At 39.4% G+C, this 18,431-nt stretch carries 17 protein-coding genes; 5 read left to right on the forward strand and 12 right to left on the reverse strand.

Annotation, left to right across the window (positions count from 1 at the left end; all coding sequences use genetic code 11):
• Positions 1 to 7: 7 nt before the first annotated feature.
• Positions 8 to 877 carry a hydroxyethylthiazole kinase gene (thiM, locus tag FTV37_RS04390; RefSeq protein WP_180063121.1) on the forward strand — a complete coding sequence of 290 codons (870 nt, stop codon included), beginning with the start codon at positions 8 to 10 and terminating at the stop codon, positions 875 to 877.
• Positions 878 to 976: 99 nt separating this feature from the next.
• Here the strand turns inward: thiM and FTV37_RS04395 are convergent, their stop codons facing one another.
• The 3 genes from FTV37_RS04395 to FTV37_RS04405 form a co-directional block, all read right to left on the reverse strand.
• Positions 977 to 1,528: a hypothetical protein gene (locus FTV37_RS04395; RefSeq protein WP_180063122.1), complete on the reverse strand. Its 552-nt coding sequence runs from the start codon at positions 1,526 to 1,528 to the stop codon at positions 977 to 979.
• A 19-nt stretch (positions 1,529 to 1,547) separates the two neighbouring features.
• Entirely contained in the window at positions 1,548 to 2,276 is a 729-nt protein-coding gene (locus FTV37_RS04400) for a hypothetical protein (protein ID WP_180063123.1), read from the reverse strand.
• Positions 2,277 to 2,654: 378 nt separating this feature from the next.
• Positions 2,655 to 4,175 (reverse strand): transporter associated domain-containing protein, encoded by a 1,521-nt coding sequence (locus FTV37_RS04405; protein WP_180063124.1) that lies wholly within the window; start codon positions 4,173 to 4,175, stop codon positions 2,655 to 2,657.
• A 616-nt stretch (positions 4,176 to 4,791) separates the two neighbouring features.
• On the opposite strand from FTV37_RS04405, the gene FTV37_RS04410 reads away from it, so the two are divergent.
• Positions 4,792 to 5,256, forward strand: coding sequence for a MarR family winged helix-turn-helix transcriptional regulator (locus tag FTV37_RS04410; RefSeq protein WP_078193646.1), 465 nt, complete (start codon positions 4,792 to 4,794; stop codon positions 5,254 to 5,256).
• Between the two features lie 20 nt (positions 5,257 to 5,276).
• On the opposite strand, the gene FTV37_RS04415 is transcribed toward FTV37_RS04410, so the two are convergent.
• Positions 5,277 to 5,936: an SOS response-associated peptidase family protein gene (locus FTV37_RS04415; protein ID WP_180063125.1), complete on the reverse strand. Its 660-nt coding sequence runs from the start codon at positions 5,934 to 5,936 to the stop codon at positions 5,277 to 5,279.
• Between the two features lie 264 nt (positions 5,937 to 6,200).
• On the opposite strand from FTV37_RS04415, the gene FTV37_RS04420 reads away from it, so the two are divergent.
• Positions 6,201 to 6,962: a hypothetical protein gene (locus FTV37_RS04420; protein WP_180063126.1), complete on the forward strand. Its 762-nt coding sequence runs from the start codon at positions 6,201 to 6,203 to the stop codon at positions 6,960 to 6,962.
• A gap of 76 nt (positions 6,963 to 7,038) precedes the next feature.
• Here the strand turns inward: FTV37_RS04420 and FTV37_RS04425 are convergent, their stop codons facing one another.
• The 5 genes from FTV37_RS04425 to FTV37_RS04445 all read right to left on the reverse strand — a co-directional run bounded on the left by FTV37_RS04425 (position 7,039) and on the right by FTV37_RS04445 (position 14,090).
• Positions 7,039 to 8,481, reverse strand: coding sequence for an aldehyde dehydrogenase family protein (locus FTV37_RS04425; RefSeq protein WP_180063127.1), 1,443 nt, complete (start codon positions 8,479 to 8,481; stop codon positions 7,039 to 7,041).
• Positions 8,482 to 8,592: 111 nt separating this feature from the next.
• Positions 8,593 to 9,069 (reverse strand): hypothetical protein, encoded by a 477-nt coding sequence (locus FTV37_RS04430; RefSeq protein ID WP_180063128.1) that lies wholly within the window; start codon positions 9,067 to 9,069, stop codon positions 8,593 to 8,595.
• 88 nt (positions 9,070 to 9,157) lie between these two features.
• On the reverse strand, positions 9,158 to 11,320 hold the full coding sequence (locus FTV37_RS04435; RefSeq protein WP_180054559.1) for a malate synthase G: 2,163 nt from the start codon (positions 11,318 to 11,320) through the stop codon (positions 9,158 to 9,160).
• A 526-nt stretch (positions 11,321 to 11,846) separates the two neighbouring features.
• Positions 11,847 to 12,998, reverse strand: a complete 1,152-nt coding sequence (gene zapE, locus FTV37_RS04440) for a cell division protein ZapE (RefSeq protein ID WP_180063129.1) — start codon at positions 12,996 to 12,998, stop codon at positions 11,847 to 11,849.
• Positions 12,999 to 13,082: 84 nt separating this feature from the next.
• Positions 13,083 to 14,090 carry an AraC family transcriptional regulator gene (locus tag FTV37_RS04445; RefSeq protein ID WP_180063130.1) on the reverse strand — a complete coding sequence of 336 codons (1,008 nt, stop codon included), beginning with the start codon at positions 14,088 to 14,090 and terminating at the stop codon, positions 13,083 to 13,085.
• 157 nt (positions 14,091 to 14,247) lie between these two features.
• Here FTV37_RS04445 and FTV37_RS04450 point away from each other — a divergent pair, with 157 nt between their 5' ends.
• On the forward strand, positions 14,248 to 15,777 hold the full coding sequence (locus FTV37_RS04450; RefSeq protein WP_180063177.1) for an NAD(P)/FAD-dependent oxidoreductase: 1,530 nt from the start codon (positions 14,248 to 14,250) through the stop codon (positions 15,775 to 15,777).
• A gap of 49 nt (positions 15,778 to 15,826) precedes the next feature.
• Positions 15,827 to 16,735, forward strand: a complete 909-nt coding sequence (locus tag FTV37_RS04455; protein ID WP_180063131.1) for a lysine exporter LysO family protein — start codon at positions 15,827 to 15,829, stop codon at positions 16,733 to 16,735.
• Positions 16,736 to 16,815: 80 nt separating this feature from the next.
• On the opposite strand, the gene pyrF is transcribed toward FTV37_RS04455, so the two are convergent.
• The 3 genes from pyrF to FTV37_RS04470 form a co-directional block, all read right to left on the reverse strand.
• The gene (gene pyrF, locus FTV37_RS04460; protein ID WP_180063132.1) at positions 16,816 to 17,496 is read right to left on the reverse strand and encodes an orotidine-5'-phosphate decarboxylase; all 681 of its coding nucleotides are present in this window, start codon (positions 17,494 to 17,496) and stop codon (positions 16,816 to 16,818) included.
• A 240-nt stretch (positions 17,497 to 17,736) separates the two neighbouring features.
• Positions 17,737 to 18,102 (reverse strand): lipopolysaccharide assembly protein LapA domain-containing protein, encoded by a 366-nt coding sequence (locus FTV37_RS04465; RefSeq protein ID WP_078188931.1) that lies wholly within the window; start codon positions 18,100 to 18,102, stop codon positions 17,737 to 17,739.
• 24 nt (positions 18,103 to 18,126) lie between these two features.
• A complete protein-coding gene (locus FTV37_RS04470) occupies positions 18,127 to 18,429 on the reverse strand; it encodes an integration host factor subunit beta (protein WP_067767464.1) in 303 nt (100 codons plus the stop codon).
• Positions 18,430 to 18,431: the final 2 nt, after the last annotated feature.

Consider the following 18,431-nt stretch of genomic DNA (forward strand, 5'->3'; position numbering starts at 1 on the left):
GAAAACGATGAATCAATCTGAAAATTTTGAAACGACCATGAACAGTGAATTGACTGACTTAAATAGCCCGCTTTTGCAAAGCGTTATTAATGCGTGGATTGAACTTCAATCCAAACAACCTTTGGTACATATCATCACCAATGCAGTCGCGAGTAATTATGTGGCCAATGTCCTTTTAGCTGCGGGTGCTTCTCCTGCAATGATTGACAATCCCTTTGAAGCTGAAAGCTTTGCCTCGATTGCCAGTGCATTGAATATCAATTTAGGCACGCCAACGTCTGAACAAATGCAGGCCATGCAAATTGCTGCACAAACAGCACAAAATTTAAATAAACCTTGGGTGCTTGACCCTGTCGGTTATGGCCCCGTTTTGCCGTGGCGATCTGAAATGGTTGACCAATTACTCCAGTACAAGCCAAGTATTATTCGTGGCAATGCATCAGAAATCAGTGGTCTTGCAGGTAATCAAGGTGAGTCACGCGGTGTCGATAGCACGCTCAATAGTGCCGAGATTTATTTAAATGCTGTGCCCTTGTTAGAACACTGTGAATGTGTGGCAATTTCAGGCGAATCAGATTTCATCTTATCGAAAGAAATGAATGCAGTGATACAGATTAATGGTGGGTCTTACTTACAACCCAAAGTAACGGCTTCAGGCTGCGCTTTAGGTGCGTTAACAGCGGCGTATTGCGCCGTAAGTGAAACACTAACTGCTGGCACGATCGCAGCACATTTGCACTTTGCGATTGCGGGTCAAAAAGCCTATGAAATTAGCTCAAGTGTCGGCAGTTTTAATGTTGCTTTTTTAGATGAAATTTATAATCTCAATGAAGATGATTTCAATCAACTTGCCAACATGCAAATTTATTCACTATAAAGCTATGATAACTTGAGGAAAACAAAACAGCTTGAGTAAAACACTCAAGCTGTTCAGGGTTTCATGCTGTTTTTGAATAATTAGAACGCGTCAAAAAGTTTAATGTGCCGTACTGTCACTTGCAGCATTGGCATCAAACATTTCTGAATCTTCGATCGTTTCTGTTGGATTACTCAAAATCATGTCGAGGTCATAGTCCCCCGCATAAACAATATTTTTGATTTTTGAACAGTCGCCATCACTCATTTCATAATTTAAGACTTTGGCTTCATCACCAATTTTAAACTCAGCACGAACGACGTTTTTATTTTCATCAAAACTCAGTTTAGGCTGAACACCTTTTTTCGAATCTTGCTGCGGATCTTGGCTATCCGTGAAAATATCAAAATCCACATTACACGCTTGTTGCGACTGCTTACAGTTAATTTCTGCTTGCATACGTTCCGCTAACGATGGCTCAAAATAGGCAGAAAGTTGATCTTTACTCAAAGCATGCAATTTCAACTCTTGATCATAAATTTGTTTGACCAGTTTTTCGGGGGCAACACATTTCTGCGATTGCTCCTGTACTTTTTGCTCTGCAGGCTGACAAGCCGTTAAAAAGATTGCCGCACCGAAACCTAATAATCGATATATCGTCATTTGTCGCATAACACATCCATGTCCATCATTAAACTGCCCGCCCAACTGCCAGATTCATACTTGCTTCAAAGATGGTTGAAACATTTAATTTACAAATACACATTAAACCCATGCCATCAAAATAATCTGGCACGTGCTGCATAAAAAATTGAACATGTTCATCAGATTTTTTCCGTAGCCGCACCAACTGCTCAGGCGTCACCTTCGGTAAATCACAACGATGAACAAAAATATCCTCAGCCCGATGCTGTACATCATGCTGACGGATTTTATAACTATTTAAAACATCCACATACTCAGTGGGCATCGGGACACCGTGCCTTGGATAAAACTTAACAGAGCGCGAGGCAAATAATGTATATACCTTTGGTTGTGCCAATGTAGCCACAAACCACATCGGAATCGCTGGAAATCGAATCTGATACTGCATTGCCACTTTAATCGCCGAGTTTAAGGTCAGGTTTTTCCGACGATAATCAACCAATACCCCAGCGCGTGAATTAAAAATAAAAATCGGCCGATTGTTATGCATAATTTTTAATATACGCACAATGTTTTGCCCGATCAGTTTATCTTGTTCAAAATACTGAATAATTGGTAATGCAACAATATCGGGGTCATGCATGTATTGATAGAGTTGCTCAATTTTCGAAGTCGGAAAAATACATTGATCAAACTCCCAGAGCCGTTGAAACAACTCATGTTTTTCTTCAGTCTTGAGCTTACTAAAATCAATGATATTTTCAGTAATCGCCATACCAACACCCATTTTTTAATGGATTAACTTTGAATTTCTTCAAAGTACCTAGTTATAAATTTTTCAAAACCGATATATAAAACGAAATAAAAATTATTAATAGATCATCTATGATGATTAAAACCCCGAGCTAAAATAAATCGCTATTTAACTTATGCTCTTTAAAACCAACCATATCAAAATTTTTTACTTTTGAACCGTTTTAGCCCTCTAACAAGCTCAAAAGATGCAGCGTTTTTTGACTGTTACATCATGTAAATATAATACGTTTTAACATCGTGAATTACAGCCCCCTTGGATAGGATTTCTTATACTTTCTAGTCATACAAAAAAGACAGCTTCGAAAAGCTGTCTTTGAGTTATTTTAAAATTTAAGCATTAAGCTTGGTAATAAATATCAACCGTTTTAATGCGGTTTTCATCCATTGCCGTGACTTTAAATTGGATGCCTTTAAATTCAACCACAGTTCCGACTTCAACATTGCCGTGAGTCTGATCTAAAATAAGGCCTGAAACACTGATATAACCATCATCTTCTTCGATCAAATCCAGCATTTCCAATTCAAGTTCTAACTGATACAGATCGAGCATGCCTGAAGCTTTCCAATGTTCATCATCGATTTTAATCAAATCAAGTTGTTCATCCGCATCTGGGAATTCACCAGCAATCGCTTCAAACACATCGAGTGGTGAAATCAGACCTTGTACCGCACCAAATTCATCCGTAACCAGTACCAAAGAGCCTTTAGAAGTCCGCAAGGTATTAATCGCATCAATCACCTTCATTTTTTGGAAAATAAAGATCGGACGATGACGTTTAATCAATGCTTTTAGATCATCTTCACTATCTAAAACATCAATTAGTTCTTTCGCGCGGACAATACTAATCACTTTATCCAAGCTACCACGACACACAGGGAATAAACTGTGCGGCACTGAAAGGACTTGCTCACGAATTTGCTCAGGTGTGTCATTTAAATCCACCCAAGAAATTTGATTACGGGGAGTCATGATCGACGCCACTGAACGCTCTGCAAGCGTCAATACACCTCCAATCATGTAACGTTCTTCGTCTGCAAAGGTTTCTTGTGCTTGATTACCAACTTGATCGGCTTCTAAGCGTCCACCCATCAGCTTTAAAATGCTGTCCGCAGTACGGTGGCGTAATGGAATTTTTGCTTCGTGTTTTTGAGCATTACGCTGACTAAACTGGTTAAAGGCTTCGATGATAATCGCAACACCAATACCTGAGTAGATATAGCCTTTCGGAATATGGAAACCAAAACCTTCTGCAATCAAGCTAATACCGATCAGCAATAAGAAGCTTAAGCATAGGATCACGACGGTCGGATGTCGGTTCACAAAGGCCGTTAACGGTTTAGATGCAAGTAACATCACTGCCATTGCCACAATCATTGCAGCCATCATGACATAAATGTTGTCGACCATACCGATCGCTGTAATGACAGAGTCTAAAGAGAAAACCGCATCTAAGACAACAATTTGCGCCACGACTGCGGTAAAGCTTGCATAAGCCACCTTTGTTGTCACTTGAACTTCCGGCTTACCTTCTAATTTCTCATGCAACTCTGTGACCGCCTTATAGACTAAGAACAATCCACCGAACAATAATATGAGATCTCGACCAGAGAATGTCCAATCAAAAACGGTAATCAGGGGCTTTGTTAATGTGACCAACCAAGAGATTGCAAATAACAATCCTAATCTCATAAATAATGCGAGTGAAAGACCAAGTACGCGGGCTTTATCACGTTGTTCTGGAGGGAGTTTTTCTGCCAAAATGGCAATGAAGACTAGGTTATCAATCCCTAGTACAATTTCTAAAATAATTAATGTAAGTAAACCAACCCAGATTCCGGGATCTAACAAAAATTCCATTAGCTCTCTTCCTCATTCTGGATTGTAAGAATATCTTCAATCAGACCAACGCACGGCGACGGATCCATAAATTTAACCTGTGTAACTATAGACCATTCCATTATGCACAATCTTGCGCATTTGTAATGTATTCAAGCATATTTTTTCGCAGCAACAATATGACAAAATGTTAAAAACGCTGAATGTATTACAAATCGAATGGGCGATATAAAATACACATCTAGATGTTAAAACCTACTTTTTGAGATCTCCTCTTCCACTTTAAAAAAAGTATGAATTCACCTGACTTTTAATTAAATGTAATTAAATACGTTGTACGAGATTGTATGACAAATCTAATGAATTATTTATTTCTACCTTTTGGTAAAAAATATTAATATTCAATTCAAATTAAAAACTTATTTATTTTCACTACACTATCTCTATACTTAACCTTATTTTTAATTTCTGTTAAGCATTTAGACAGAATATCAATATAATCTATTAAGATAATCTAAAAATGAGATATCTTCTACTTTCTATTTTTTTATTGTGAACTCTTGCTATTACCCTCTATTTTTCAATAGAATGTTAAAACATTAAATAAAATTAAAACAAATATTCAGGGGACTTCTTCATGACAAAAAAGTATTCAAAATTTTTACCATCCACCGATGACTTTAGTTTAGAAAATTTTCCTTTCTACTGGGTTACTCAGGTGCATTCACAATATGTTTTAAACGTCGACCATGCATTGAAAAAGTATGGCGTTGATAATTCACGTCGTCGTATCCTGCTCGCACTCAAGTCTAAACCACATGCGAGCGTTTCAGATTTATCTGAAATGGTCGTATCTAAAATGTCGACCACAACCAAGATCGTTTATCGCTTAAAAGATGAAGGCTTGGTAGATACTTATTCTTGTGAAGATGATGCACGTATTACCCGGGTTGTATTAACTGATAAAGGCACTGCAATGACGCAGAAGATTAACGATCTAACGAATGTCGTTCTAGAGCAATCTTTTGAAGGCTTAACACCGCTACAAATTGAAAAAACCATGGAAAGCTTAAAGCATATCTTTAAAAACTTAGCGCGCTAAGCATTTGCATCACCGAAATATCAATCGAAAATATTCAGTTGGGGACTGATTTTTTCGATTTTTATTTTGGGTGCGTGTGCACATTCAAACTCATCAACAGGAAAACCTTGTACAAAACTTTGGATGTTGGGTGATTTCCAACTCAGCCACTCTTCTAACCTCGCATGCGGAATTACAATCACCGAACGTTTTACATTGCCCGGCTCATGAAAATGCTTCATCATCTCATGCTGAATAGCATCCATCGTAATCATGGTACTTGAACGTACAATCTCATCACCTTGTCTACAAATGTCATATAAGGCAGCAATATAAAACGCTTCTCCATCTTTGCGCTTAACACTCCAACGCTGCGGCTTATTATCAATATACATTGACTCATAAAATTCAGACACGGGTATCACGCCAAACTTACATTTTGAAATCGCATTAATAAACGTAGGCTTTTGATACAAAGTTTCATTTCGGGCATTATAGGTTTTAAGTGCGATTGATTTGTCTGCGGCCCATTTAGGCACCATACCAAAATTCACTTTTCGCCACTCTAGCCCTTGTTCAGACTTAAAGAGTAGCGGCAAATCATAATTTGGATAGACTTCCTCAGGATATTCAAAGCTGATTTCAGGCAAGTTTTGAGACTTTAATTGCGATAAGGTAATCGGTTTGAAATTAGCACACATATTTGCCATAATCCGCAAAAATTCAATCTTTATAATAAATGAAAAATCTAGACCGAAGTCGCTTTATCGTCTTAATTCTAAGTATGTGCCTGTATCCCAACCGCACATACCGCAAAAGTCTCTGTACATACCGTTTCATTTCTACCTTTTAGTCTCGACGCGCTCTATCTCAACGAATATCCATTTAAACAAGACCTAATCAATGAGACTGAGATTCCGGCAGGCAAGTACCGCATTCAATATAAGCATTTTCGCAATCAGCAAATGATCAGTTCGAATCACTGGGTTACGGTCAAAAATCTTCCCCACACCCAAGAACAACAATTTTCATTGGTCATCTTGCCTGATGGTGAAGTAATCAATGTCTCTGACTTTAAAATTACATCTCCAGAAATGTTTCCTGAAATCCGTTTTGCAAAACGTGCTCAAAATAGTTATCGCTTGATGCAAAATCAGCAAAGACAAAGAGATCAGTTTGGCGTGATTCTTCCTGACGCAGATGAAGCCCATACGACAGAATTAGAAGATCAATTTGGCTGGTTTACGGTGAACTCAGATGAAGGCCGTGTCAGGACTTCTTGTACTGGCACGTTTAAAATCAATCCTCAAGATACGCTCCCCTATTTCACCACTGCAAATTCCGCTCTTCAGTTTAATTATCAACAAGGGAACCAAAAACATAACGCATACTTAGCGTTTAGTGATAACAATCCGCTTATTTCAATTGCAGATCGAACAATTCATGAGGCAACAGATTACAAAAATGGCTTGAAGTTTGATGTGTATATTCACAATATCCAAAAAATGAAAACCGAGAGTATTTCTTCTAATTATTCAATCTACAATTATAAAGTGCAGGTCAAGCTGTATATGACGGCCTTGCAGCGTAAGCCCATGCTGTTGATGAATCAGCAAATGCACTATCAGGATAATTGTTCAAGCCAAGATATTGGCTCTTTTCTGTATTACAAAACACGTTGGAGTCGTTTTTGGGACTATATACTTCCTGATATTTCATGGAAATAAACTAGAAATGTCCTGCATAACAGAACCTGCAGTGAAGTCTATTGCACAAGATAAAATAGACTTCAATTTGTGTATTTTAAGCAGGGAACGTTTGCCAATGGGTGCGGGTAAATTCCTCAAATATCCACTCACCATTAAAGCGACCAAGGCCTGAATTCCGTTCACCGCCAAAGGGTGCATTAGAATGATCCGCCACACTGATGCCATTGATATGCGTCATGCCTATATCGAGTTTGGCAGCAAACTCTCCGCCGCGCGCTAAGTTTGACGTACATACCGCACTCGATAAACCAAATCGGGTTGAATTCGCCAATTCAAGTGCATGCGCTTCATCTCGCGCTTTTAATATTGGCAAGATTGGCCCAAAGCTTTCTTCTAATGCAATATCAGCGTGCGCTTCCACGTGGGTGAAAATATGCGGTGCAACCAATTGACCTTCAATACCACCTGCATAGGCTAAAATAGCATCTTGCTGAATAGCATTTTGAATAATGATTTTTAATTTATCGACCTGAGACTGGTTAATAATGGGACCAATTAAAGTTTCAGCATCGTTGGGATCACCAACTACAATGCTTTTCACTCGTTCAATCAATTTTTCAACATAAGCATCGTGCAAGGATTCATCCACAATCACTCGATTGATACTCATGCAGATTTGTCCTTGATGCAAAAAACGCCCCATCACGGTCAGTTCAACGGCTAAATCTAAATCGGCATCATCTAAAATCACTAAAGGCGCATTACCGCCAAGTTCTAGCGCTAAACGTTTAATCCGTGAACTTCCTAGTGCTTTCACCCCGACCTGCTGACCCACTTCAGTTGAACCTGTAAATGAAATCATTTTAGGCACAGGATGCTCTACAAAATAGTCGCCAATTTCACTGCCACTGCCTGCAACGACATTTAACACGCCATGCGGCAAGCCCGCTTCTTCAAATAATTTTCCGAGCAACGTTCCACCTGTCACTGGCGTGTCACTTGCAGGCTTCAACACCACACTATTACCGCAGGCAATCGCAGTCACCACAGAACGCATCGATAAATGAAATGGAAAATTCCACGGGCTAATCACCGCAATGACACCCAAGGGTTTGCGCAATACAAAACTCTTTCGACTCGGGTCTTTACTCTCTAGCTGCATAGTTTGCATTTTATCAGGAAAACGCAACGATTCTTGGATAATGCCGAGCGCTGCATCAACTTCAATATTGGCTTTTAAACGTGTACTTCCAGATTCATCTATCAGCCATTGAATAATTTCTTCTCTGCGCTGCTGAATGGTTTGAGTTAATTTAGTGATGACTTGCTGACGTACTTCAATGGGCTTGGTCACTTCTGATTTAAAGGCAGCTTCTGCCGCACTATAAGCACTGTCTACATCGACACTGCTGGCTGCCTGCAATTCAAAAATCTCTGCTTGGCTAAAGGGATTGATATTCTTGATGTGACGCGTTGAAGTCCCTGCTCGCCACTGTCCACCAATATATTGCAAATCTAATGCGGTATATGCTGACATCGTTTCCATCCCATTTTTATCATTCATTCCAATGTAAAGGCTTCAGCATCGAAAAGCTATGAGAAAAACAGGAAGAAACTTTATCCATAATTTATTGTACAACGCTACAACTTAAATAGGATGATTAATCTGCTGCATCGCTTTATAGATTCGCCAATAAATATAACAGCTAACCAAAACTTCAAAACTCAGGTCTTTAACTGTGGTGAGTTGCTCAAGTGCAGCCTCCTCCATGTTTAGGGTCAACATAGGTAACAGCCCTTCGACAACCACAGCGATCAAGATAAAGAGGACTAAACTCTGAATCGTTACGGGCAAATACAATGCAATAAAGCGCTTTAAAAAATCTCGGCCTTGCTCGCCGCCATTGGCTTTAAATATGGCATTCACCCTGCTAATCAGTAGACCAACTTGTAAAACAAACGAAGCCCAAGCTTCTGTAGGTTTGGATTCTGGGGTTAAGGTCAGTGCTAAGTAGCTAAAGAAAATCAATATTGAGCTGGCAATATAGTAGTTTTTATAATGAGTTTCAGAGACTTTATTCAGTCTTATATCATCCACCAACCGATTTACATTCCATAAATACATGGAGTTTCCTTTTCATTTTTTATGTCGACATTCTAACTTTCTCAAGCAATAAAAAAAGCCTCCGAAGAGGCTTTTTTTGATTTACAGATTAGTCACCTGTATAACCTTTTAATTTTAAACGGTAAGCATGAAGAAGCGGCTCTGTATAACCAGAAGGCTGCTCGCCACCTTTGAATACTAAGTCATAAGCAGCTTTGTATGCATAACCATCAAAGCTTGGTGCCATTGGCGTGTAAAGTGGATCGTTGGCATTTTGCTCATCCACAACTTTCGCCATGCGCTTAAATACTTCTTCAACCTGCTCAGCAGTTACGATACCGTGACGTAACCAGTTCGCAACGTGTTGAGAAGAAATACGTAAAGTTGCACGGTCTTCCATCAAACCAACGTTGTTGATGTCTAGAACTTTTGAACAACCTACACCCAAATCAACCCAACGAACCACATAACCCAAGATACCTTGAAGGTTATTTTCGAGTTCTTTGGTTTTCTCTTCTTCAGACCAGTTTGTATCTGTCGCTAAAGGCGGTGTTAACAAGTCATCTAAAGATAGCGGTTGAGTATTCAACAACTCTTTTTGACGCTCAGAAACATTGCACTGATGGTAATGGATCGCGTGAATAACAGCACCAGATGGAGACGGAACCCATGCACAGCTTGCGCCAGCTTCTGGATGCTCAATCTTAGTTTTATACATATCAAGCAACATATCTGGTTTTGGCCACATGCCTTTACCGATTTGCGCTTTACCACGTAAACCTGCTTGAAGACCGATCATCACGTTACGGTTTTCATATGCAGGGAACCAGATTTGAGACTTCACTTCGCCTTTACGAACGAATGGACCTGCTTCCATGAAAGTATGGATTTCATCACCCGTACGGTCCATGAAACCTGTATTAATAAAGATCGTACGATCTTTCGCTTGCGCGATACAGTTTTTCAAGTTCACAGAAGTACGACGTTCTTCGTCCATGATACCGATTTTCAAAGTCTTCGCAGGTAGACCAAGCGCTTGTTCAGCACGCTCAAATAATTCAACTGCAAATGCAACTTCTTCTGGACCGTGCATTTTTGGCTTAACGATATACATAGAACCTTTACGAGAGTTCTTGTTTTCGTTTTCGCCTTTAATATCTGCAAACGTCAATAACGGTGTGATCAATGCATCCATGATGCCTTCGTAGATTTCAGCACCATCTACAAGGATCGCAGGGTTTGTCATCAAATGACCCACGTTACGAAGCAACATCAATGAACGACCGTGAAGCGTAGTTTCACCACCGATTAAGTTTTTGTGCGTACGATCTTTATTTAATGTACGCGTGATGATCTTACCATTTTTCTCGATTGACTCAGAAAGTGTACCTTTCATTAAGCCTAACCAGTTACGGTAGCCTTCAACTTTCTCTTCAGCATCAACTGCTGCAATTGAGTCTTCTAAGTCTTGAATTGTGGTTACTGCAGCTTCAAGAACTAAGTCTTTAACGCCCGCAGCATCAGTTGAACCAATTGGGCTCGTCGCATCAATTTCAATGATTACATGCAAACCATTGTTTAAAAGTACGATTTCAGTTGGCGCAGCTTCGTCACCATTAAAACCAACAAACTGAGCTTCTTTCGCTAAAGTTGCAGTTGAGCCATCTTTTAGGCTTACAACTAACTTTTTGCCTTCTACTGCATATTTAGTTGCATCTGCATGCGAACCATTAGCTAGCGGGAAAGTTTCATTTAAGAAGTTTTTAGCAAATTCGATAACTTTTGCGCCACGAGCTGGGTTATAACCCTTACCTTTTTCCGCGCCGCCTTCTTCAGAGATCACGTCAAAACCGTAAAGAGCATCGTAGAGTGAACCCCAACGTGCGTTCGCAGCGTTTAAGCAGTAACGTGCATTACGCACAGGTACTACCAATTGCGCACCAGCCAATAATGCGATTTCTTCGTCTACATTTTCTGTGCTGATTTGGAAATCTTCTACTTCTGGTAATAAGTAGCCAATTTCAGTAAGGAAAGCTTTGTAAGCTTCGAGTTCAAATTTGTTGTTGCGGTGCCATTCATCAATTTTAGCTTGAATGTCGTCACGCTTAGCCAATAGTGCTTTGTTCTTTGGGCTAAGATCGACAACGACTTGTTCAAAGTTTTTCCAGTAAGTTTCACTGTCTAAACCTGAACCCGGTAGTGCTTCATTTTCGATGAAATCGTAAAGTTCTTTAGCAATCGCTAACTTGCCTTTTTGAATACGTGCAGTCATTGTCTTTCCTGATATTGCTATTTTTTATAACAAGAGATTCTAGTATACCCATTTATACTTTGCTGAATAGTACTATCACATTCCTAAATAATGATCATTTTCTATGTAATGAAATACCCTCATCATTCAACATAATAAAGATCAGAAATACGACGTCATCATCAGCCTGAATACCTTTTTACAGTGTATAAAGTTTTTGAAATGTCGAAATTAGACTTAAGTGCAGAATTTTGTTCTAAAACTGAACAAATAGACCCAAGCGTCAAACAAACTCACTCGATTAAGCCATGAAATGCTGCCAATGTCGATGCTACAACTTCAACCAATCAGTTTAAATTTAACGCTTTTATCGATGAATTATTAAACAGCCATACTTCTTATTTAATGATGCTTTTATCATGAGACTTTGCTTTAACTTCTATTGTTCGTTCCACAGCTTTTCTTAATTTATACATGTTTTCTAAAACTAAAAATCAAAAAAAAAGAACGCCATCAAGACGTTCTTTTTTCATTCCAACAGAAACGCTTAATTTTCTGCCGTAGATTCTGGTGCATTGATTTGACGGTGAGAGGTATGTAGATAATCATCAGATTGCATTTCCAATAAGCGCGAACGTGTACGCTCAATTTCAAATGCCAATTTTTCACCTTGATATAATTCAATAATCGTATCTTCTGAAGTAAGCAACAACTTCACACCACGGTCATAAAACTCATCAACTAGATAGATAAAACGACGAGTCCCTTCAGACAAATAATCCGTCATGTGCGGCACATTACTCACTAAGACCGTATTATAAATATTGGCAATTTCAATAAAGTCCGCTGGACTACGTGGTTTTAGGCAAAGCTCAGAATATTCACACCACAGCACATCTTCCGTATGACCAATGGTTTCTACAATACGCTGATTAATAATAATTGGCTCTTGTGAAACCGTTTGGGTTTGCGTTAATGCTGTAAAACGCTGTGCCATCCACAACTTATGTTCATGTGTTAAAGGCGACTTAAACAACTGCGCTTGTTTCAATACACGTAAACGATAGTCTACGCCTGAGTCTACATTTAAAATCACACAGTTCTTTTTTACCATTTCGATGGTTGGGATAAAACGGTCACGGTGGATCCCGTTTTTATATAAACCATCTGGTGCGATGTTAGATGTTGCAACAAGGGTGATCCCACGCGTAAATAATTTTTGGAATAGATCACTCAAAATCATTGCATCCGTGACATTGGATACAAAGAATTCATCAAAGCAGATCACGACTGCTTCTTTATAAATTTGGTCGGCCACAAGGTCGAGTGGATTACGCTGACCTGAAAGCTTATTTAATTCACGGTGTACGTACTGCATAAAGTGATGGAAATGCATACGTGTTTTACGTCGAAATGGCACAGAATCATAAAACTGATCCATCAGCCAAGTTTTACCACGCCCTACACCGCCCCACATATACACCCCTTTCGGTGCTGTTTGACGACGGAAACGACGAAATGCTTTTTTAGAAGCCTTAAAACGTTGGATTAATTCTTGCCAAACTCGATCCAACTCATGCACTGCTTGCGCCTGTTCCTGATCTGGTAAAAACTGACCAGATGCTAAGGCTTGAGCATAACGCTCAGCCGGTGAAATCGGAGTAAATGCGGTGTTGTGTGTTGACTGAAAATCTGACATATCATTAAATACTTTTTGGGGCTAAATGAATTATAACGAAGAATAAACTCGAAGATATAACACTTTGGCAGTAAAGCGCATTGGCTATTTATTATATTGTCTCGGACTATGCCCAAACCAACGTTTAAACGCATGATTAAACGCCGCAGGTTCTGAATAACCCAGCAATTCTGCAATCATTTCAATTGAATATTCATTATATTCAATCATACGGAGTGCTTTATCTTTAATAATATCTTCACGAATTTGCTTATAACTGGTATTTAACTGTTGCAATTGATGACGTAAAGTTCTTTCCGGCAAGTTCAATGCTTGAGCAGTTGCTGCCATACTTGGCATTGCACCACTTTGTAATTCCAAATAATCTTGTACCCGTTGAACCAATGATGGCGTATCTTCATCGGCGCTTAAACGTTCTAACTCCGCAATACACTTCGACTCATACAATCGAAACGTAATAATATCAGCGGATGGAATACGAATATCTAGAACATCCTCATCAAACCAAAATGCCGCAAATGGCGCGCCAAAACGAACTTGAGAGCCATAATAATCGGTGAACATTTTTAATTTTTCAGGATCTTTGGGTTCAGCAAACGGCAAATCAATTTGAACTTGCGGTGTAGATAGCCCCATCATTTTGTACAGATCACGGATGAATTTATACGTTCCTGAAATCTCTGACTGTGCCAATAATGCACCCAGTGGCGCATACACATCTTGCGGTTGATAGCATAAAGCCACTTTATGCTGACTGATTTGCAAACTTAAACGCCCAGTTAGATGCGTCAACTGTTGAAAGCGAATCCCCTGATTTAAAGCTTGGCGTAAAGTATCACTGGTGACCAATAACATCAGCAACGGGCCATAACCCGCCAACGTATAATGCTGACCAATAAATAAACCTTGCTCAGGTTCTACATCTTTACCAATGACTTTCAGTACATCCCACTCCAAACTTGGATGGATCACTGAAGTTGGATCGAGTGCATCGACACGCAGCCCAATAGTTTGCAAACGTTGATCGACATCTACGCCTGCTTTACGCATTCCTTGTACAAGATACATCAGGCTTAGAATGGATCGTTTCATAAATCGTAAAATGACATTAAATTTCTTCTTTTTTACTACAAATTTGCAATTATGAACATTGCCGTTTCGATCAATTTTTCTGTCATCTCAATCATATTGTTCTGATCATGAACTCAAGCATGCTTAGTTTGTAATCTCGCTTGGAATTAAAAAAATGATGCAGGAAGCGCAAACAAAAACAGTGCAAACCCCAAACGCCAATTCGGAAATTCATACGCAAATCGCCATCATCGGCGGTGGTTTTGGTGGTATTGCTATGGCGATACGACTTTTACAACAAGGTAATCAAGATTTTCTGATCCTCGAAAAAGCCAATGATTTTGGTGGAACCTGGCGTGAAAACCGCTACCCTGGCGCTGCCTGCGATGTGCAATCACATATGTATTCACTTTCTTTTGCACCCAAAACAGATTGGTCAAAGCGTTACGCCGAAGCGCCGGAAATATTTGACTATATCCAACATGTCACCCGTGAATATAATTTAAAACAATTCTGTCGCTTTAACAGTGAAGTGCTTTCAAGCCAATACAATGAATCAACCTGTGACTGGCATTTAGAACTCAAAGATGGCGTTAAAATTACCGCTCAATATGTGATTTTTGCATCTGGCCCGTTACATGTCCCACAAATTCCACATATTCCAGGCATTGAAAAATTTAAGGGTAAAGTGTTCCATTCTTCTCAATGGGATCATCAATATCCATTAGCAGGCAAAAAAGTCGCATCGATTGGTACAGGCGGCAGTGCCATCCAATACATTCCAGAAATTGCACCTCAAACACAGCAACTTTATGTTTTTCAGCGTACAGCGGCTTGGGTCATTCCACGAGATGAACGTAGTTATCATGGTTTAGAAAAATCATTATTTAAAAAAAATGATTGGTTTCGAAAAATTCACCGTGCTCGACTGTATTGGACCAACGAATCACGTGTCGTGCCAATTGTTAAACCAACCACCATGAAGTATGCGCAAAAACTGGCAGAACTATATATTAAGTATCAAGTGAAAGATGCTGAACTTGCCAAGAAACTAACCCCAAACTACATCATGGGCTGTAAACGCATTTTAATTTCTAATAAATACTTTCCAACGTTTAATCGACCGAATGTGGAATTGGTCAGTGATGCAATACAAGAAATCACTGAAAATGCCATTATTACCAAAGATGGAAAATCCCGTGAAATCGATTGTCTGATCTATGGCACAGGCTTTATTACCGATCCAAGAATTTATTTAAAATCATTTGAATGTATTGGTGAAAATGCTCAAGAACTCAAACAAGTTTGGCAAACTGGCGCAGAAAGCTTTTATGGCATTTGCACCAAAGGCTTTCCAAATCTGTTCCAATTATTAGGCCCCAATACCGTACTTGCCCATAATTCAGTGGTATTTATGATTGAGGCACAAGTCGATTACATCTTACAAATGATGCAATTGGTTTCAAAATCTAATGTTCAAGCCATCGCTGTCAAAGATCAGGTGCAAGATCAATTTAACACGCATGTACAAGACATGCTTGATGGTACGGTATGGCAATCAGGCTGCGTGAGTTGGTATCAGCAAAATGGCGGTAAAAATTTTGCACTGTGGCCAACTTATACATGGAAATATTGGCTCGCTACTCGAAAAATAAATCCAGCCGATTTTCGACTCCTCAGTAAAACAAAATCTAGTCATGCAGCTTAAGCAATAACAGGTCATAATAGGCAGGTATTCATTATCTGCCTATTTTTGTATGCAATCTTTCTGGCTGATTTTCCAGCTCTTGATCTGTTTAGGGCTTGGTTTTATTCTTGCACGTCGCCTACCCACTTGGCTTGAAAAAATCGCCTTTAAACTCCTGCCTTACTTTACTTATATTTTGTTATTTGCAATTGCGATCGAATTTTCTGAAACATTACACACTATTCCAGCACCTCTGCAAATCCTCTCTTCATCAGTACTTATTGCACTATTGACCTCAATGGGTGCTTTTATTTGCTGCTATATTTTATTTAAGCTTTTAGGCTATAAACCCAGTCATGGCAAAGTGTCCATGCAGTTAGTAACAAGCTCACTCATCAATATTAGCTATGCTTTTATTGCATTAGGTTTAGGTTATGCTTTTGCTGAAATGGCAGCACATTTTAGTCTTCAGCCACATATGAGTACTTGGGATCTACTTTTAGTCTTCATGTTTCTGATTGGGCTTGATCTCGCCTACTCACCACTGGATCGCTCTTGGTTAAATTGGAAAATTCTACTTGTTCCACTCGGTTGTATCGTCGGTTCACTTTTGGGCGCTTTTGCTGCTGCATACCTATTGCCACAAATCAGTTTGAAAGATTTGATCATGCTGTCACAAGGCTACGGTTTCTATTCGATGACAGGCATCGTCGTGACAGAATTAAAAAATGCACATCTCGGCAGTATCGCGCTGATGAATGATTTATTCAGAGAAATTTTTGCGATTGTGTTTATGTATATTATTGGCTGGCGTTACCCACGCTCTGCAATTTCATCTGCGGGTGCAACAGCCATGGATGTCACCCTACCTATGGTCAAACAAGCCTGTGGCAATGATTTTATTCCACATGCCATGGTCAGCGGCTTTATCCTTTCTATACTTGCACCTATATTGGTGAGTATATTGGCGGTGCTTTAACGATTTTAATCTCCCTAAATCCCTCTTTAAAAAAGAGGGACTTTCTCCTCCCTTTTTCAAAGGGAGGTCGGGTGGGATTCTTACAAAGTCGCTAAAATATCTTTTAAAGTCTGACGCATATTGTCCGATTTGGTAATCGGACGACCAATCACCAAATGTGTAGAACCATCGAGCATGGCTTGTTTAGGTGTCACAATTCGTTTTTGATCATCAGCAGCAGAACCCGCAGGACGGATACCCGGTGTCACTAAAGCAAACTCTGAACCCAAAGTTTCACGCAGCATTTTTGCTTCTTGTGCCGAACACACCACCCCATCCAAACCACTCTCTTTAGTTAATTTTGCTAAACGCTTAACTTGTTCAAATGGCTCAATATCCAGTCCAATATCGGCTAAATCCTCACGGCCCATCGAGGTTAATACCGTTACTGCAATCAGCTGAGTGTTATAGTTACCCGTCTTTAAACGCTCAACACAGGTTTCCATCATTTTACGACCACCTGAAGCATGAACATTCACCATCCACACACCCATATCCGCAGCAGCACAAACTGCTTGCGCTGTAGTGTTTGGAATATCGTGGAATTTTAGATCTAAAAATACTTCAAAACCTTTATCATGCAATGCCTTAACGACACTTGGACCCTCATGGGTAAATAACTCTTTACCAACCTTAACTCTACATAATGCAGGATCTAACTGCTCTGCAATTGTAAGTGCGTCATATTGGCTTTTAGCATCTAGTGCAACGATGATACTCAAGAGACTTACCCTTCATTTTGACAAAATTAGTGCATTATAGATGGATTCAACTTGATCAGAAAGTCATAAAACTCATGTTATTTGAAATGATTAATTTGAATTGAGCTATCTCATTATTTTATTTGAGATAAGCGTTTTATTTTTTCAGCCCATAAAAAAACACCCCGATGATCCACCGGAGTGTTAAATATAAAATTTAAATCTAGTCATAAAAGTAGTTAATTTACTTCTAAAACCCAATTATAACGGGTTAGAAGGACGCTCATTCGCATCAATATCTAAAACTGTCTTTTCATGACGCGTATGTGCAGCCGCTTCAGCAGCAGCCAGTTGAGCAGTTTGAATTTGCTCTTTGCGTAGGCGGTCAATATCTTTACGTAGACGTTTAATTTCCCAGTTATTTTGAAATACTCGAAATACTTGCACTGCCAATAAAAGACCTAACACCAAACCTAAAGACAAGGTTAATAGCAATAAAAGCCCTAAACGCATTGCAGGCACTTGTGTAAATAACAAATCGACTGAAAGTTCAGTTCCGTTTTGCAGAACCAAAGCCAATGAGTATCCAAATAGAACCAGTAAAATTACGACCAATACGTAACGCATAAACACCCCTAACAATGTTTTGAATTAGTTTGCAGATTCGTTTACCGCATCACGTAAAGCTTTACCAGGTTTAAAGTGCGGTACAGCTTTTGCTGCAACTTCAACTGATTTACCTGTTTTTGGGTTACGACCCACACGTGGTTCACGGTGATGTAATGCAAAACTACCAAAACCACGGATTTCAATTCGGTTGTCTGTAGATAACGCTTCGATCATTTGATCGATCATTATCTTAACGGCCTCTTCCACTAAGGGTTCAGCTAAGTGTGGGTTTTTAAGAGAAATACGCTCTATTAAGTCAGACTTATTAAGTGCTTCAGTAGTCATCT

It is taken from the genome of Acinetobacter sp. YH16042 (genome assembly GCF_013417245.1).
GTDB classification, from domain to species: Bacteria; Pseudomonadota; Gammaproteobacteria; order Pseudomonadales; family Moraxellaceae; genus Acinetobacter; species Acinetobacter amyesii.

Coding starts and splice junctions, on each gene's coding strand:
- thiM (WP_180063121.1), top strand. CDS start 8: ATGAATCAATCTGAAAATTTTGAAACGACCATGAACAGTGAATTGACT.
- FTV37_RS04395 (WP_180063122.1), bottom strand. CDS start 1,528: ATGCGACAAATGACGATATATCGATTATTAGGTTTCGGTGCGGCAATC.
- FTV37_RS04400 (WP_180063123.1), bottom strand. CDS start 2,276: ATGGCGATTACTGAAAATATCATTGATTTTAGTAAGCTCAAGACTGAA.
- FTV37_RS04405 (WP_180063124.1), bottom strand. CDS start 4,175: ATGGAATTTTTGTTAGATCCCGGAATCTGGGTTGGTTTACTTACATTA.
- FTV37_RS04410 (WP_078193646.1), top strand. CDS start 4,792: ATGACAAAAAAGTATTCAAAATTTTTACCATCCACCGATGACTTTAGT.
- FTV37_RS04415 (WP_180063125.1), bottom strand. CDS start 5,936: ATGTGTGCTAATTTCAAACCGATTACCTTATCGCAATTAAAGTCTCAA.
- FTV37_RS04420 (WP_180063126.1), top strand. CDS start 6,201: ATGATCAGTTCGAATCACTGGGTTACGGTCAAAAATCTTCCCCACACC.
- FTV37_RS04425 (WP_180063127.1), bottom strand. CDS start 8,481: ATGTCAGCATATACCGCATTAGATTTGCAATATATTGGTGGACAGTGG.
- FTV37_RS04430 (WP_180063128.1), bottom strand. CDS start 9,069: ATGTATTTATGGAATGTAAATCGGTTGGTGGATGATATAAGACTGAAT.
- FTV37_RS04435 (WP_180054559.1), bottom strand. CDS start 11,320: ATGACTGCACGTATTCAAAAAGGCAAGTTAGCGATTGCTAAAGAACTT.
- zapE (WP_180063129.1), bottom strand. CDS start 12,998: ATGTCAGATTTTCAGTCAACACACAACACCGCATTTACTCCGATTTCA.
- FTV37_RS04445 (WP_180063130.1), bottom strand. CDS start 14,090: ATGAAACGATCCATTCTAAGCCTGATGTATCTTGTACAAGGAATGCGT.
- FTV37_RS04450 (WP_180063177.1), top strand. CDS start 14,248: ATGCAGGAAGCGCAAACAAAAACAGTGCAAACCCCAAACGCCAATTCG.
- FTV37_RS04455 (WP_180063131.1), top strand. CDS start 15,827: ATGCAATCTTTCTGGCTGATTTTCCAGCTCTTGATCTGTTTAGGGCTT.
- FTV37_RS04465 (WP_078188931.1), bottom strand. CDS start 18,102: ATGCGTTACGTATTGGTCGTAATTTTACTGGTTCTATTTGGATACTCA.
- FTV37_RS04470 (WP_067767464.1), bottom strand. CDS start 18,429: ATGACTACTGAAGCACTTAATAAGTCTGACTTAATAGAGCGTATTTCT.